This window comes from Legionella lansingensis (assembly GCF_900187355.1).
Classification (GTDB): Bacteria; Pseudomonadota; Gammaproteobacteria; order Legionellales; family Legionellaceae; genus Tatlockia; species Tatlockia lansingensis.
This window is the reverse complement of sequence record NZ_LT906451.1, coordinates 2,666,493-2,684,484: the sequence shown is the minus strand read 5'-3', so window position 1 is coordinate 2,684,484 and position 17,992 is coordinate 2,666,493. Positions and strand designations below refer to the sequence as shown.

Here is a 17,992-nt window from a genome sequence, read left to right as displayed (position 1 = left end):
AATACAGTAAGTAGGTTGGTTCATTAGAGCATCATACGATTAATATTGGGCTAACTTAACTAATGCTAATTAAGTCTAAATTTTAATAATCCACTGTCGTGTGCATCCTGTTGCCTCAATAGAACCTGTTGCCGAAGGACAAAAAATATACTGAGTCGTTGCCTCAGAATAGGTGTTGCTTTTGAGAGGTTTTGTTGCGATTAAAAAATAATTGCTATTGAGCCTGGTGGGTGTGTGGGCGAGAAGCCTGTGAGTGTGGGCAATAACTGTGAATAACGTCTTTTTGTTATTCATGGTTTTGTCCACACGTCCCATAGGGCACAGGCTGGTCCGAAGGACTCGTCCATCATATCCACAGGCTTTATGTTCCTGTCTTTTTACAATATTGAATAAGACTTTCATTAAAGAGCCTTTCTTTGTTTTACATGTTGAATATTCACTAATCTAAATATTAATTTTAGCTTTTTTTGAATCTTTTTTTGCAAGTCAAACGGGTCGAGTGTATTAAAGGTCTCTTGTAATTTTGTTTTCTGAGCGAGAGTAAGACCATTCGACGTCATCAGTCGCTGATAGGGCGTTTGGGGTTGATCATATTTTTTGATTACACGGGATTGAATTCGTACTTTGTCAATGAGCTTAATGCAAGGATAGAAAAAATTAAATAACAAGGAGACTTCGTTAGAATATAAGTCATTCATAAGCTCAACGAGCTTTGGATTACCAAAACGATGATAACCAAACAGTTGACGCACATGAGTCCAGTTCTTTTGTTCAACATGTGCATTATCGTCTTTTTTATAAGGACGAGAGCGAGTAAATTGAACCGCTTTTTGTGGGTCCCGCTCAGTAAAATAATGAATGAGATGCCAATTGAGAAACTCTGAGCCGTTATCACAATCAAACCCTTTGATTTCAAAAGGTAAATTTTTTTCTATGTCTTGAATACCCCCCAAGACACCATGAGCTCCTTTATTCCAAGTGGCCCGCATTTCTGTCCAGCCACTGAAAATATCCGTCAGCGTAATAGACCAAACAAAATCACCGGCTAGTGATGCTCCACAATGCGCCGCTGTCGGCCTCCATAAAACCCACTTCGTTAGTATTCCACTGATTCGTATTGACTGGAATTTGATTCCTGAGAATACTTCCAGGCTTTGTTCCACTTAAGCCTTTTCCATAGCGAGTTTTAACAGGCTTGAGTAAGCGATCAATTGTAGCAGCGCTCATGGTTAGCAGTTGAGAGGATATCTCCGCCGCTAAAGGCTCATAATGATTTTGATAATGAGGTAACCATAAGGGAAGAGCTCTCTTTAATCGTTTACCACACATCTGATCCGTGCCAAGCCATATCTTTTTTAAAGGCTCCAGCAATATGGATGGGTCATAGGTCTTCTTTTTTCCAACTTTCTTCGGACTTTTATCAGAAATGGGTAACTGTCTTAATAAACGAGCTGCTGCTTTGCGATGATAATGATGCGTCTCGCAAAATTCATCCAGAATGCGTTTTTTTAACGCTCTATTGCCTCGTTGATAGCGGATACGCTGTATTTTTAGATACAAATCCATATTCACTTGCCCCATTTCTGTTCCTCTCGCTCGGCAACAGCCATATTGAGGCAACGAAGCAATTTATGGACTTATTTACGTCATCCTTCGGCAACAGATAATTTGAGGCAATTCGCATTATATAGACACATAGTTCAATTAATTTTAACTTAATCTTGTTGTAGTAAAATAGTACATATTACTGAAATTTATGTTGTATTATGGTGGGTTGTAAAAAATTTCTCGAGGGTATTAAGACAATTAATTTTTCTGAAGAATCAGTAGTTGTTAGAAACACTTTAATTGCTTTAGCCTACCAGGAACTGAAAAAAGAACAGAATAAGAAAGAACAAAAAGAAACGAATGATGCGATTGTCAGACAAATGACAGCCCTTCGCACTGAGACTGACATTGATTTAGATGCCCCAATATCCATAGCTGAGCCAGCTAATTTTGTTAGGACTTTTGCTAAGCATTTCTCTAATCTTGGGCAGTTGGCTGATATTCTCTCTGATGCGCCTGCTGCAATTAAGCAATTGCAAACTCAATTATATATCGAGGTGATGGCGCAACTTGGAGATGAAGAGCAAGAAGCGCAATTAAAGACGTTGTCGTTTGCTAATATCATCGACTTGATCGAGCAAGCAATTTTAGCGTATGAAGTCACTCCTACTGCCCCACTACATCATCAATGCCTTGAACTTATTCGTCGTGCTTGTGAAATAGCAAACACATCTCATCCTGATCACTATAACGAGTATCTGGATTTTCTCTTTTCCTTAACATCCAAATTTCCTACCTCGAGCATTATCGATAAGATCATAAGTAAGGATATCGAGGAGATACTGATTGATGTACATAAACAGGCGACCAAAAAAAATCCTCAAGCCCAAAGAAAATTAACAACTGCAGAACAAGATGTTTTGTTTGCTGAAATGTTAAAAGATGTGGAGCAGGAAATACCTAATTCAATGCAGGAATATGAGGCTGGTAAAAAGCAACAGACTCAAACTGCGTCACATAGCCATACCGGTAGTTCTTCAGTCCAAACAGAGGATTCTCCAGCTCCTGTTCAGCCTAATGTTGCGGACGGGGAGGAATTTGAATACCAGGTTGTTAGAGCCTTGGTCGATTTGAAACCTTTAAAGGAACCAACTCTTTTTGAAGATGATCATATCATCAGAGAGGAGATGAAAAGGCATAGTGACGAACTCTTATCCTCATTCAGCGAGAAGAGCGATCATGAAGTAGAAAGTGTTGTTAGTACGGAAAAAACATCTTCTTCGAATCAGACCACTTCTGAGTTAGATGAATGGCTTAATAGTTTGGTTGATGAGACAGTCGAACCAGAGGTAACTGATTTTGATAACACTGATTTAGACGATCCGTTTACTATTGAAGAGCGACAGGCAAGCGATACCGAGTTTGAAGTTCTTAGAGAATTCTTGGCTGTATTTGATCTTCAAATAGAAGATCTTGTTAATGATGAGACTGGTAAATTGTTAGGTTACTTACAGGAAATATTATCCTTACTAAGTAAACAGGAGGATTCGGAAGTTGCAACTTATCCAAGCTGGATGCTTGATGAATTAGAGGAATTTGATGAGCCACAGATATTAGACCACGTTGTTAGTATTGATGAACTGGATGTGCTTAATAGTCTGACTGATGAAGAAAGGGAAATACTATTTCCACAGGGCCAATTTGATGACCTCTTTGACAAATTGCTTCTTGATAAGCCTGATCTAGAAATTAATTTAAAGAATGTTGATCAAGAGAATGTCAAAAAATTGCTTCAGTTTTTTGATTCCCAGGAAAATCTGGGTATTAGAGTATGGAAAAAAGATCAAGTCTATACCTTTGATGATGGGACTAAATTCACCTTTAAAAATGATGTATTTCAACGCGACAGAAAAGACGGTCACGAGGGTGTTCGTTATGAAGCAATCAGTAATAAAGCACCACTTGGCGAGGGTGCTTTTGGTCAAGTAAAGAGAATTAAAGGGACTATTACCTTAGATCTAGAACAAGAAGTGATTAAATTTAAAAAGCAAAAAAAGATGGCAAAAGGCGCGTAGTCAAAATTCAAGAACATGACGATTTGGGTAATAATCCGTTACACAGTTTTAGAAAAGGGTTTGAACTTGCAAAACGAGCCGATCATCTTGCTCTCAAAGAACCAACTGTTGAAGATAAATCTCTATTTTCTCAAACCAGTTATACCGTTATGGACGAGATTACTGGACCAGAATTATTCGATATTATCGCGGATGATGAGGATGGAACGTATATATTATCCACTGAGCAACGTATTGATTTAACTCTCGCACTCCTCTTGGCATTAGAGGAACAGGTCACAAAGAAAGGTCTTATTCACAGGGATATTAAACCAGAAAATATTAAGGTTGTTCATTTAGGACCGCCAGCTGTTGTTAAGATTCTCGATTATGACTTAAGCACAGAGAATCCCGATGGAGAGGTAGTAGGTACTCCGCGTTATTATGCTCCAGAAATCATATCCGATCCGATGAGGACTAGTGTTAAGTCAGACGTCTATTCGATGGGTCGTATCATTGCTTTAATTTGGCGTGTTGACTATACAACGTACGCTGATCCTTATACCCCCTGGGACTATACACCTGAGCAAATACTATCAGGCATTTTCACTGATATTAATGACTTAATAGATGAAGAAAAAACCATTATCCAAAACACTTTGCTTGGTATGTTGGAAAATGATCCAGATGACCGTTTTTCAATTGAAGACGCCATTGATACCTTTTCTCCTATTTTCGGAGATCAGGGAGTAGAAGTAGCCGATGAAGCCGATAATAGAGATCCGGTAAAAGAAGAGGCATACGACTTGTTTTTAACGGCATTAGCAGCCATGTCAATTAAAACCAATGATCTGATGGAGAAGGCAGAAAAGAATAAGCGTTATAAACCAGCTGAGGAAGCAGCTAAGAAGCTATTCCTCGATTTGATATCGACAGGTAACGCATTTTTTGCTGATAGAGAAGGCGCACAAACGATTACCCCGGAAGAGTTTAAAGAGCGATGTGAAGAAGCTATTAAAAATGCGCGCCCGGAGTTAGCTCAACATGCCGATTTCTCTGATGTGTTTGCTGATATAGCATTTGTTACCGTGTCGGTATGCACTGTGGGTGTTGCCAATGTGGTGAGCAAGATAACTACTGGCAGTTTCCGTTTTTTCCAACCTAAGAAAACTGATTCTGAAGAGCAGCTGGATGTATTGGCCGAAAATCTAAAGTCAATTAAGTTAAAATAGAATGATTATTAGCTAGCCAAGCTATAATAATTCGCGTCCAGAGAATGGGCAGCAAATACTACAACGCCAGTTTTAACAACTGATCTAACCTCGATCATATCTCCGAGCCCCTTCAATAATATCATTATGAAACAATTCTTTACTTTAAAAAAACAGTCCTCTTAATCATATCTTAATAAAAAAACGCTATGATTATCTTATCTACAAAGAAATAAATAAATGTACAGGTTTTCATAATGGTTTATTGTAAGAAATTCATTGCCGGTATTAACGCAATCAATTTTTCCCCTGAATCAGCGAAACTTATTAAAGGTTCCTTGGTTTCCTTTGCTTTGAACGAACTAGAACAGACAATGGAGACTTTAAAAGGAGAGCTAAGGGATCTACCTAAAAAAATCAATGATAATCCCATCGTCAATGAGCAACTAAAAAAATACAGGCAAAAGCAAGAAGAAAATCTCCGACAAATTGATGGGCAAATTGATGCGCTTAAACGGCAGGCTTCAGAGGAAGATTTGCGCGTGGAGGCAGTTGAACTTGATGAAACGTTTCTTCGTGAGTTTGCTGAAAATTTCCGTAATCTTCGTCATTTAGCCGACACACTCTCTGATGCCCCTACCCTTATCAAAGAACAACAAACACGCTTATACACAGAAATCCTTTTTAAACTCGACCCGGCTGAGCAGGAAAACCAATTACAGTCCTTATCGCTTAGTAATATCCAAGATATGATCAAGCAAGCGATAGTCATCTATGATACGCAAAAGGATATTCAACTTCGTAATCAAGCCCAAAAGCTCGTGCAAATGGGTATGTATGAAATTGTTCGTCGTGAATGTCTAAGCGTGAGTGAAGCTCCATCTGCCGACTATGTGGGTTATCAGGAGATGCTTCGTTCTCTGGGGTCAAAGCTTCCTAGTGTAGGCAATTCATCTGTCATCGATGATTTGAGTCAATATAGGTCAGCAGCCGATAAAAAATCGATTGCTGATTTATTACTTGATGTTGAGAACAAATTAAAAATTAATGTGGATGCTGATTGGAGAAATCAGTCTCGGATTGATGCTTTTATAGAAAGAAAGGCTCTTTTCCATCATTTGAGATTTGGTCAAGAAGACCGTCGGGAGTATGCGAAGAAAACGCAAAACAATATAGCACGAGATTTATTTTGGGGAAGGAACATTCGTGATATTGAGCTTTTTACTAAAGGCGGTGTGTCTGATGACGTTTTCGCAGGCCTTTGTCAAAAGCTATTTTTGGGAAAGCCATCCACATTTTCCGATATAGTAGATGCAAAGTTAGATAGCTTTGATCCCGAGGTAAAGCGTTTAGGCATCGTAATGGCTGAGGCTAAGGTTAAATTTAAAGACTCTAAGAATAAAAAACCCCTAAAACAATTGGTCAAGGAAATATTTGAAGAAAAATTTTTAAAGCCCAGCGTAAGTATTAATAAAGATGGCACCATTGTTGTAAACTTCTATTATTTCGCTGATGAAGAAAGTATTATATCGAGAATTGGTGAAACGGCCCTTAGGTGGGAGCCGTCGAGTCTACTGGGTATATGGGTTAAACAAAGTCAAGGCAAAATTAAGGATCTTCATGGACTTCAGCTTACTGGAAAATCTCTAGCTGATATTGAAAAACAGCTTACGAGGCTCAAAATCTCAGAAGATCTGCCTAAAGAGGCTCGTGAAGCTTATATATCCCAACTAAACAACATTAAGGATACTTTCGGATCAGACGCTGAAGTACAATCAATAAGCGATCTTAAATTAGATAATAACGATGAAATTTTATTACGCAAATTACTCGAATTACGCTACATAGCTCCAGTCACAAGGGTAACCGATAATCTGACGATCCGCGAGGCCTTGCGAAAATTGAGCACGGGGGATTTTGAGGGAGCTTTAAAGGTTACTGATTTAGAAAAAGCAGTCAATGATGCCTATATCAATTTAGCAAAAGTTGATCAAAGTACCGTCAAGCCCCATGTGCGACCTATTATTCAAAAATCAAGAACCTTAACCTCATCCTTCCTTGAAAGAAAAGCAAAATTGCTTGCCTTAGATCACGCTTTCCAGGCTCAAAGCAGCGAGGAAAAAATTGCAGCAATCACCGAAATCTTTTTGGAAGAGTATTTTGGGATGGCTTCTACGCTTGGATTCTCCGAAAGAGAGATTCGTCCTCGTTTAGAGAGTGATATCCGCGGTATGGCAACAGAAGTTGTCCGCTTGCTTGATCGCACTCAAAAGGGCGACCCCGCATTAACTAAAGAAGAACAAGCTGCTTATTTTTCCGCTCTTAAGCAGATTGCCGAGCAGATACATCCTCTTAAAATAAGTGAAGTGCAATTTAAGATCCCCTATTCTCATGAACCTGGGCAAGAGATCCTTGTTACTGACAATAAAGGAAATACATATAAAGTTGCCTTGAAAGAAGGTAGTTTTCCTTATTCGCTAATCAAACCACCTGGAGAAAGTGAGGTCGTGTTTTCTTATGGTGGTAGTCGCGGAGTTATCGCCCCTTTCGAGGGTTTTGATGAGGCTTATCTTCGCGGAAGTGCGAAAAAACGTCGCTTTTTTACCCATTCTCGTTTATTGGGGGTAGGGCAATATGGCTCAGTCAGGGAAGTGGAGAGTTTATTATCCGGTTTAAACCAGGTAATAAAAAAAGGCTACGTCCCCGATACCGAACCAACTTTTACAGAAGCAAGCCGAAGCGATCTGAGAACGCGACCAATCACTGCTCGTGATGATCCTTTATACCGTATTGAAAGTGATATTTTGCAAAATCTTTCACGAGCCACAAAAGCAAATGAAGGTACTCTCACTGGCAGTACGCAATATTGGATTCAAGACGATAAACCAAGGCGTAAAGGGGCTCTGTTTGCAAAAGATAGTACGCCCAAGCAATATCAAATTCTAACGGAACGGGCTAAGGGTGAAACCTTTGCCGATGCAGCCAATAACACTTTAAATCAATACACCAAAGGCGAGGAAGCCTATCACAATCCTGCCAAACGATTAAAAAAAGAGGGAGAGGGAAAGAAAGAGTTTGATATTACTCCTTTGAAAAATATGGTTGCTTTATCAGAAGCGATTACTACGGGGGCGGAAAAGTTTGCACAATTAGGTTTTGCTCACAATGATCTTAAGCCGGAGAATTTTTTATTCAAACAAAACCCCGATGGCAGTTACCAGGTTAGATTTATTGACTGGGCAACGGGTGGTTTTGAAGCAGTACTTCCGGATAGTGATAAAGCATTGTCAATAATCTTTGGTGAGTTATTCGGTAAGGATCTTAAATTTGAAGAAAAAGGGAATATTTGTTTCGACAATAATGGTCGCTTTGTAAAAAAAGAGAAAGGACAAATCATTTATGGTGTAAACCCTTCTCTACAAATTCTTCACGGTGCACGCAACGGTACGTTGCCTTATATAAGTCCCAAGGTTTTAGAAAAAGGGTCCTCTGTAGCAGCTGGTATTACTGATCCGAGTTTAGATACGAAGCTTGAGAGCAAGCAAGACTATATGGATAATTGGGCACTTACTGCCATGACCTTTGGTATTTGTAACCGTCGGGCTTATTTCGCTCTCGTTAAAGGAAGAGCGGTTTCTGATTATATTGTTCCCGGTATTCTCGTCGACGATGGAAAGACGCCTTTAGGCTTAAAAATTGTTAATGCTCAGTTATTTAATGACTATTTTGCCTGTCGTGATCGGCTCACTGAGAGCTCTTTACAAACGGATGAGCCTTATACTAAGCCCAATGCAGTAATGTTTATTCCTGGTAATCAACGCGAAGGGGAACCATTACACCTTTATCGTCGTCTGGAAGCATTAAAACAGGAATTAAGCGAGAAGCTCCCAGAAGATAAGAGTAGTCTTGAGTATCAAATCATCCGGGACATTGATACCATCCTGGATACTGTTTATGAAGCTGTTTCTTCTGGCAAAGGGCTTACAAAGAAACAGCTAAGAGAGCAGTTGGATGCTGCTTCGCGCTGCATTAAAAATTACGAGAAACTACGCGATAAAGATTACCAAGAAGCCCTGGCAAAACGTGATAGCCTGCAAACTATTCTTAACCAGCATCTGATAGGTGGAATCAAATTCACGGCTAATGATTTGCTAAAAAGAAGTAGTGCTGGTGGTAGCGATTTGGAAGTCTTGTGTACTTATCCCGCCAATAAAGAACAAAAAGAACAGGCCATTGCTATTTTAGATCAAGCCTTCGACGAAGGGGAGTTGGAAGATAAATTCATTAGAGAAAAATCTCCTGGTCGCCGTCTTTTTATGGCATGTATTGCGAACAAGCAATCAGAGATCCTCATCAAACTCTTAGGAAAAATAAGCGCGAAGAATGATGAGTTTGTTAATCTCGTAGAAAAACAAGGATTATTGCATTATGCAGCTCAAGAGGGCATGTCTGATGTTTTTGATGTTCTGGTTAGTGCTTTACAAAAAGCTGGAGCAAGTAATACAAAAATTTTCAAATTAATGATCTCCACGTATGGCCCAGAAAACAAAGAGCGCGAAGAAGCTGCCAATATCAAATGGGCAACCACTTGTTTCCATATCGCCATTCGCAACAACAATAAACAGCAATTAAATACTATTCTGCACTTTCTACCAGAAGGATCAGATAATGATGAAGTGATTAAGCAGGCATTGCACCTCTGTGCGGTGTTCGGTAATAAGGAGTTATTTAACAGTATTGTTAAGCGCTACGATGAACTTAATCCTCGGAACAAATTGACCGCGGAAAAAATCATGACCATGGTTTTTCCCCCAGATGATCTTTCTCCTTATCATCTCTTTATTCGCGATGAAGCGACAGTAGATGTAATCGCCTGGAAGGAACTAAAGGAAAACAAAGAGCTTGCAAAACAATTCTTAGGATTCCCTGGCGTATCTCCTGCTCTCATTGCCGCTGAAAGGGGAAATTTTAAAGCAATTGATCTCTTGGTTAAGTTAGGAAAAGACGCTCTTGCTGAAGAGGAGTGGTATCAATTCTTTACACAAACGGATGGCAAGGGCAAGAACATACTTAACCATATCCTTGAGCAGGGACAACTCGATTATCTGCATGATTTTATTGAAATGGTCAAGGAGCAAGGCCCAGATAAAGGTGCGGATATATTGGTGAGTTTGTTGGGGAACCCACGTCCGCTAAATCCTCTAAATAATTTTTTACGCAAAGAAACCAATATTACCCAACAATTTGCGGTGGCCAAAGAGCTACTTGATGCAATTTGTCCTAAGTTTTCTTCTAATAATCCCAAACCACAGCAAGCACGATTAGTAGCTCTGCTGCTTAACAAGGACTGGCTAATCGCACAAGCCGCAATCCCCACTAATCATGAAGCCCTACGTCTGCTGTTACAAAACGAAGCTTTATCCATCCCCTACAAAAAAGTCCTTTTCGAGAGATTGCATGAGGCGTCCAAAATATCTGAGGAGGCCACAGAATTCTATAAAGATCTACTCGCAGAAGTGGCTCCTGCGGCTCCTGCTAAAAAGGAAATGGATAGCAAGACAAGACTTGAGATCGCTGGTGTATTGAAAGAAGTTGCACGTCAGAGCAGTGATCTGAATGCGTTTTTCAAGGAATTAATAAGTCAACATGAAGCTGAGAAAGAGCTTGGTGAGCAAGTTTCATCACTACGGGATGAGGTTAGCCGTTATAGGAAAGAGGCTGAAGAAGTCACCCTCAAATTGTCAGAGCAACAAGACATTGTTAGGAAGGTTACATCTGAATTGCAAGGGACGAGCAAGAAATTAGAGGTTGCGGAGAACGATTCGCAACGTCTGAAAGAAGAGATTGAAAAGATTAACTCCTCTTATGAAATCAAGTTAAAGGAGCTTCAATCAAAAGCAGATGAGAACGTAGAAAAGGTAGAGCGATTAGAAGAAGAGTATCGCTTAGGCAAACAAGAGCTGCAAAAGAAGCTGTTAGAAAAAGAGGAGGAGGCACTGGGATTGTCTAAGGAATTAGACAAGCAAAAAGCACTGTTAAGTGAAGGGACGAAGGTAGCTAGGGAATTAGGAGAAGAGCTTAAGCAGTTGAGGCTAAAGAATGATGATTTAAGTCAAAAACTTAAAGAAGAGACGACATTAAGGAAAGAAGAGAGGGCGCGTCTTGAGGAAGGTCTAAGGGAAGAGAGCGCTAAAACGAGTGATGCTGTAAAACATGTTGAGCAGTTATCGCTGCAACTAAAGAATGTTTCAGAAGAGCATGATGAACTTAAGAAGAAAGCAACGATTCTTGAGAGCACGAATGCGGAGTTGTTAGAGAAAGTTTCGTCACTAGAGGATGAGGTTAGCCGTTATAGGAAAGAGGCTGAAGAAGTCACTCTCAAATTGTCAGAGCAACAAGACATTGTTAGGAAGGTTACATCTGAATTGCAAGGGACGAGCAAGAAATTAGAGGTTGCGGAGAACGATTCGCAACGTCTGAAAGAAGAGATTGAAAAGATTAACTCCTCTTATGAAATCAAGTTAAAGGAGCTTCAATCAAAAGCAGATGAGAACGTAGAAAAGGTAGAGCGATTAGAAGAAGAGTATCGCTTAGGCAAACAAGAGCTGCAAAAGAAGCTGTTAGAAAAAGAGGAGGAGGCACTGGGATTGTCTAAGGAATTAGACAAGCAAAAAGCACTGTTAAGTGAAGGGACGAAGGTAGCTAGGGAATTAGGAGAAGAGCTTAAGCAGTTGAGGCTAAAGAATGATGATTTAAGTCAAAAACTTAAAGAAGAGACGACATTAAGGAAAGAAGAGAGAGCGCGTCTTGAGGAAGGTCTAAGGGAAGAGAGCGCTAAAACGAGTGATGCTGTAAAACATGTTGAGCAGTTATCGCTGCAACTAAAGAATGTTTCAGAAGAGCATGATGAACTTAAGAAGAAAGCAACGATTCTTGAGAGCACGAATGCGGAGTTGTTAGAGAAAGTTTCGTCACTAGAGGATGAGGTTAGCCGTTATAGGAAAGAGGCTGAAGAAGTCACCCTCAAATTGTCAGAGCAACAAGACATTGTTAGGAAGGTTACATCTGAATTGCAAGGGACGAGCAAGAAATTAGAGGTTGCGGAGAACGATTCGCAACGTCTGAAAGAAGAGATTGAAAAGATTAACTCCTCTTATGAAATCAAGTTAAAGGAGCTTCAATCAAAAGCAGATGAGAACGTAGAAAAGGTAGAGCGATTAGAAGAAGAGTATCGCTTAGGCAAACAAGAGCTGCAAAAGAAGCTGTTAGAAAAAGAGGAGGAGGCACTGGGATTGTCTAAGGAATTAGACAAGCAAAAAGCACTGTTAAGTGAAGGGACGAAGGTAGCTAGGGAATTAGGAGAAGAGCTTAAGCAGTTGAGGCTAAAGAATGATGATTTAAGTCAAAAACTTAAAGAAGAGACGACATTAAGGAAAGAAGAGAGGGCGCGTCTTGAGGAAGGTCTAAGGGAAGAGAGCGCTAAAACGAGTGATGCTGTAAAACATGTTGAGCAGTTATCGCTGCAACTAAAGAATGTTTCAGAAGAGCATGATGAACTTAAGAAGAAAGCAACGATTCTTGAGAGCACGAATGCGGAGTTGTTAGAGAAAGTTTCGTCACTAGAGGATGAGGTTAGCCGTTATAGGAAAGAGGCTGAAGAAGTCACTCTCAAATTGTCAGAGCAACAAGACATTGTTAGGAAGGTTACATCTGAATTGCAAGGGACGAGCAAGAAATTAGAGGTTGCGGAGAACGATTCGCAACGTCTGAAAGAAGAGATTGAAAAGATTAACTCCTCTTATGAAATCAAGTTAAAGGAGCTTCAATCAAAAGCAGATGAGAACGTAGAAAAGGTAGAGCGATTAGAAGAAGAGTATCGCTTAGGCAAACAAGAGCTGCAAAAGAAGCTGTTAGAAAAAGAGGAGGAGGCACTGGGATTGTCTAAGGAATTAGACAAGCAAAAAGCACTGTTAAGTGAAGGGACGAAGGTAGCTAGGGAATTAGGAGAAGAGCTTAAGCAGTTGAGGCTAAAGAATGATGATTTAAGTCAAAAACTTAAAGAAGAGACGACATTAAGGAAAGAAGAGAGGGCGCGTCTTGAGGAAGGTCTAAGGGAAGAGAGCGCTAAAACGAGTGATGCTGTAAAACATGTTGAGCAGTTATCGCTGCAACTAAAGAATGTTTCAGAAGAGCATGATGAACTTAAGAAGAAAGCAACGATTCTTGAGAGCACGAATGCGGAGTTGTTAGAGAAAGTTTCGTCACTAGAGGATGAGGTTAGCCGTTATAGGAAAGAGGCTGAAGAAGTCACTCTCAAATTGTCAGAGCAACAAGACATTGTTAGGAAGGTTACATCTGAATTGCAAGGGACGAGCAAGAAATTAGAGGTTGCGGAGAACGATTCGCAACGTCTGAAAGAAGAGATTGAAAAGATTAACTCCTCTTATGAAATCAAGTTAAAGGAGCTTCAATCAAAAGCAGATGAGAACGTAGAAAAGGTAGAGCGATTAGAAGAAGAGTATCGCTTAGGCAAACAAGAGCTGCAAAAGAAGCTGTTAGAAAAAGAGGAGGAGGCACTGGGATTGTCTAAGGAATTAGACAAGCAAAAAGCACTGTTAAGTGAAGGGACGAAGGTAGCTAGGGAATTAGGAGAAGAGCTTAAGCAGTTGAGGCTAAAGAATGATGATTTAAGTCAAAAACTTAAAGAAGAGACGACATTAAGGAAAGAAGAGAGGGCGCGTCTTGAGGAAGGTCTAAGGGAAGAGAGCGCTAAAACGAGTGATGCTGTAAAACATGTTGAGCAGTTATCGCTGCAACTAAAGAATGTTTCAGAAGAGCATGATGAACTTAAGAAGAAAGCAACGATTCTTGAGAGCACGAATGCGGAGTTGTTAGAGAAAGTTTCGTCACTAGAGGATGAGGTTAGCCGTTATAGGAAAGAGGCTGAAGAAGTCACTCTCAAATTGTCAGAGCAACAAGACATTGTTAGGAAGGTTACATCTGAATTGCAAGGGACGAGCAAGAAATTAGAGGTTGCGGAGAACGATTCGCAACGTCTGAAAGAAGAGATTGAAAAGATTAACTCCTCTTATGAAATCAAGTTAAAGGAGCTTCAATCAAAAGCAGATGAGAACGTAGAAAAGGTAGAGCGATTAGAAGAAGAGTATCGCTTAGGCAAACAAGAGCTGCAAAAGAAGCTGTTAGAAAAAGAGGAGGAGGCACTGGGATTGTCTAAGGAATTAGACAAGCAAAAAGCACTGTTAAGTGAAGGGACGAAGGTAGCTAGGGAATTAGGAGAAGAGCTTAAGCAGTTGAGGCTAAAGAATGATGATTTAAGTCAAAAACTTAAAGAAGAGACGACATTAAGGAAAGAAGAGAGGGCGCGTCTTGAGGAAGGTCTAAGGGAAGAGAGCGCTAAAACGAGTGATGCTGTAAAACATGTTGAGCAGTTATCGCTGCAACTAAAGAATGTTTCAGAAGAGCATGATGAACTTAAGAAGAAAGCAACGATTCTTGAGAGCACGAATGCGGAGTTGTTAGAGAAAGTTTCATCACTAGAGGATGAGGTTAGCCGTTATAGGAAAGAGGCTGAAGAAGTCACCCTCAAATTGTCAGAGCAACAAGACATTGTTAGGAAGGTTACATCTGAATTGCAAGGGACGAGCAAGAAATTAGAGGTTGCGGAGAACGATTCGCAACGTCTGAAAGAAGAGATTGAAAAGATTAACTCCTCTTATGAAATCAAGTTAAAGGAGCTTCAATCAAAAGCAGATGAGAACGTAGAAAAGGTAGAGCGATTAGAAGAAGAGTATCGCTTAGGCAAACAAGAGCTGCAAAAGAAGCTGTTAGAAAAAGAGGAGGAGGCACTGGGATTGTCTAAGGAATTAGACAAGCAAAAAGCACTGTTAAGTGAAGGGACGAAGGTAGCTAGGGAATTAGGAGAAGAGCTTAAGCAGTTGAGGCTAAAGAATGATGATTTAAGTCAAAAACTTAAAGAAGAGACGACATTAAGGAAAGAAGAGAGGGCGCGTCTTGAGGAAGGTCTAAGGGAAGAGAGCGCTAAAACGAGTGATGCTGTAAAACATGTTGAGCAGTTATCGCTGCAACTAAAGAATGTTTCAGAAGAGCATGATGAACTTAAGAAGAAAGCAACGATTCTTGAGAGCACGAATGCGGAGTTGTTAGAGAAAGTTTCATCACTAGAGGATGAGGTTAGCCGTTATAGGAAAGAGGCTGAAGAAGTCACCCTCAAATTGTCAGAGCAACAAGACATTGTTAGGAAGGTTACATCTGAATTGCAAGGGACGAGCAAGAAATTAGAGGTTGCGGAGAACGATTCGCAACGTCTGAAAGAAGAGATTGAAAAGATTAACTCCTCTTATGAAATCAAGTTAAAGGAGCTTCAATCAAAAGCAGATGAGAACGTAGAAAAGGTAGAGCGATTAGAAGAAGAGTATCGCTTAGGCAAACAAGAGCTGCAAAAGAAGCTGTTAGAAAAAGAGGACGAGGCACTGGGATTGTCTAAGGAATTAGACAAGCAAAAAGCACTGTTAAGTGAAGGGACGAAGGTAGCTAGGGAATTAGGAGAAGAGCTTAAGCAGTTGAGGCTAAAGAATGATGATTTAAGTCAAAAACTTAAAGAAGAGACGACATTAAGGAAAGAAGAGAGGGCGCGTCTTGAGGAAGGTCTAAGGGAAGAGAGCGCTAAAACGAGTGATGCTGTAAAACATGTTGAGCAGTTATCGCTGCAACTAAAGAATGTTTCAGAAGAGCATGATGAACTTAAGAAGAAAGCAACGATTCTTGAGAGCACGAATGCGGAGTTGTTAGAACAAGTTTCATCACTACGGGATGAAGTAAAGCAATACAAAGTTAAGCTTGAGCAGACAACCAGAGAGCTGGAGGAACAACGCCAAGTAGCGAGAGAAGCCTCAAAAAAAGAAAAAGAAACTGGTGCAGAATTAGAAGATGCGAAATTGCTTATAGAGCGTATGCGCCAGGAGATGGAAGAGCTACGGAAGCAAATGGAGCTGCGAGAGGTTAAACACAAAGAAGATCTTGCACATCAAAAAGATGAGCTGTTACAAGAAAAGCGAGAGGCTTTAAGAGAACAAAAAGAAGATCTAGACCGGGTACGCGAAGAATCATTAATTCGCCAGAAAGATGATTTGTTACGACAACAGAAAGAAGCCTTGGAAAATCAAAAAGAAGATCTGGATAGAAGGCATGAGGAAGAACAAAGAGAGGCCCTAGAAAGACAAAGAGAAGAACTACAAAGACAGCATATTGAGGAATTGCGTGAAACTAGAGAGCAAGTAGCCACCCTTACTGAGGAGCTAGATACTGCTAGACGAGAACTACGTGAGGTCAGAGAGGAACTAGATGAAACTCAACAAGAACTGGAACGAGTTCAACAAAGACATACTGTGGAAATGGAGGAGCTTGGAAATGAAAGAGATGAGCTCGAAGAAGAACGAGACAGGCTGCAGGAGCAATTGCGTATTCGCGCAGAACAAGCCGAGCTTCTTGAGGATCCACAGCTATTGGCTCAGCGACAAGCATTGGTGATGCTAAATGCCCAGATTAAGATTAGCAAGGATATCGAATGCTTGACGGGAATAAGAGATGCCAGAAGCAATGCTGACCTTCAACAAGCAGGGGTAGATGCTAAATTAGTTGCTGCTTTGGCAGCAAATGCCTTTACCTCACTCGGTATGGCTGCACAGAATCGGTTAGCTGAGTTGGGACGAATAGAAGGGCGTAAAAGAATCGATCTTTTAAATCCTAATAGATATAAAACTACTTTAGCAAGGGATCTCAATGACTTGAAATCAATCTATCAGAACTTGAATGGTATCACTTCCCTTAGCGAGGAAATTCGAGATGAACTGCGATTTTTAGCTAATGTTTCGCCTCTTCACTGGTTGAATCCCGGCTTTCAAGCAGCAGCTAAAAAGCACTCGAATGAGATGGCTCCTCACTTCCAAAAATTAGCGGATGGTTGTGATGTGATCCTTGGTTATTTAAAACCACTGCGCAATGAATTAGAACACCAATTGCGTTGCATTCCTGCTGATTTAAGCGGTGTCGTTGATCAAGCTCAAGTAAACGCGATTGAAAGACGCCGTGCAGTTTTGACCCGTTACTTACGAAGAGTGGAAGGCCAAATAGCGCTTTACGAACCATTACATAAGCGGTTGTATGGTGATCCCGGTGCTACAAATCAATTAATGAAAGAAGGTATTCTCCATACTATTAAGAATGCTGATAAATATGATGTTCAGTTCCTCTCGTTTACAAGTAACTACGAAGATCATCCTTTAGCTGAACGAGAGGGTCATTTTCAACCTGGCTATGTATCCACTATAGCAGCACCAGCAGCACCACCAACAGGAGCAGCAGTCCATGGTGCTACTCACGCAACCTACCAAATCGTTGAAAGGGTCAAGCCAGGTGAGTATCGTGAACATCTGATTAATGTGGGTGACCCATTGAGTGGCTCATTTATTGAAGAACGAGCTACCACGTTTCAGCCTGATCCGGATCAGGAAGACCCTTTGCAAGGATATAGGCCGGATCTGCAGCTTACAGTAACTCAGTTTCCTGTGTCAGCCACTCCTAATGATCCTCTGCTAGTTCCTGCACGTGTAAAATGGGCACTTGCTTTCGCTACCCAGCTATTAGCTGATTTGGAAAAAGCACCGACTAAGAAAGAGCCAGTGCTTTTGTATGGTCAGAATGAGGAAGTGCTCAGGTATTTATGGACGGCATTGGTTGTCATTGGCAAAAAAACACCCAACATGACTTTTGATCATACTGCTGTTAAAGTGGTGTCCACGGCTTTCAATCCTCAAAATGAACTTGAACGTGTATTCGGCTTTACGGGCTGGAGATATCAGTTTGCGCCGAATTCCTGCTATGAAACCTGCTTTAAGAACCAAGCTGCACTGGTTAATCTATTGGAAGGTATCAGGGAAGCAAGCGAAAATAAATTAGGACATCAACAAGAACAGGCACAGATCAAAACTTCAGTAGCGCATGTGACTCGGATGTTTGCTCCTCCTGCCGCTCCTAGCAAAGCCAAAACAGCAGGGGAAACGATTGTTGAGAAGTTAAGACAGGAAACTCAGCGCAAAGGACCGAGGGGTGAGGGTTAAATAGCCAGGCTATAGGTGTTTC

6 protein-coding genes are annotated in these 17,992 nt (G+C 40.6%); 3 read left to right on the top strand and 3 right to left on the bottom strand.

Going from position 1 to position 17,992, the window contains the following annotated elements:
• Positions 1-75: 75 nt before the first annotated feature.
• From CKV79_RS12235 to CKV79_RS13950, 3 genes are read right to left on the bottom strand one after another with little or no spacing between them, the layout of a single operon-like run.
• Complete coding sequence (locus tag CKV79_RS12235) at positions 76-402, bottom strand: hypothetical protein (protein WP_028374243.1); 327 nt, start codon at positions 400-402, stop codon at positions 76-78.
• Positions 402-989 (bottom strand): hypothetical protein, encoded by a 588-nt coding sequence (locus tag CKV79_RS12230; RefSeq protein WP_095141825.1) that lies wholly within the window; start codon positions 987-989, stop codon positions 402-404. Before CKV79_RS12230 ends, CKV79_RS12235 begins: the two co-directional genes overlap by 1 nt.
• 49 nt (positions 990-1,038) lie before the next feature.
• Entirely contained in the window at positions 1,039-1,581 is a 543-nt protein-coding gene (locus tag CKV79_RS13950; protein WP_197697230.1) for a hypothetical protein, read from the bottom strand.
• A gap of 185 nt (positions 1,582-1,766) precedes the next feature.
• On the opposite strand from CKV79_RS13950, the gene CKV79_RS12215 reads away from it, so the two are divergent.
• The 3 genes from CKV79_RS12215 to CKV79_RS12205 all read left to right on the top strand — a co-directional run bounded on the left by CKV79_RS12215 (position 1,767) and on the right by CKV79_RS12205 (position 17,970).
• On the top strand, positions 1,767-3,623 hold the full coding sequence (locus tag CKV79_RS12215; protein WP_028374227.1) for a hypothetical protein: 1,857 nt from the start codon (positions 1,767-1,769) through the stop codon (positions 3,621-3,623).
• A 23-nt stretch (positions 3,624-3,646) separates the two neighbouring features.
• Positions 3,647-4,834: a protein kinase domain-containing protein gene (locus CKV79_RS12210; RefSeq protein ID WP_028374226.1), complete on the top strand. Its 1,188-nt coding sequence runs from the start codon at positions 3,647-3,649 to the stop codon at positions 4,832-4,834.
• A gap of 236 nt (positions 4,835-5,070) precedes the next feature.
• Positions 5,071-17,970 carry a hypothetical protein gene (locus CKV79_RS12205; RefSeq protein WP_095141821.1) on the top strand — a complete coding sequence of 4,300 codons (12,900 nt, stop codon included), beginning with the start codon at positions 5,071-5,073 and terminating at the stop codon, positions 17,968-17,970.
• Positions 17,971-17,992: the final 22 nt, after the last annotated feature.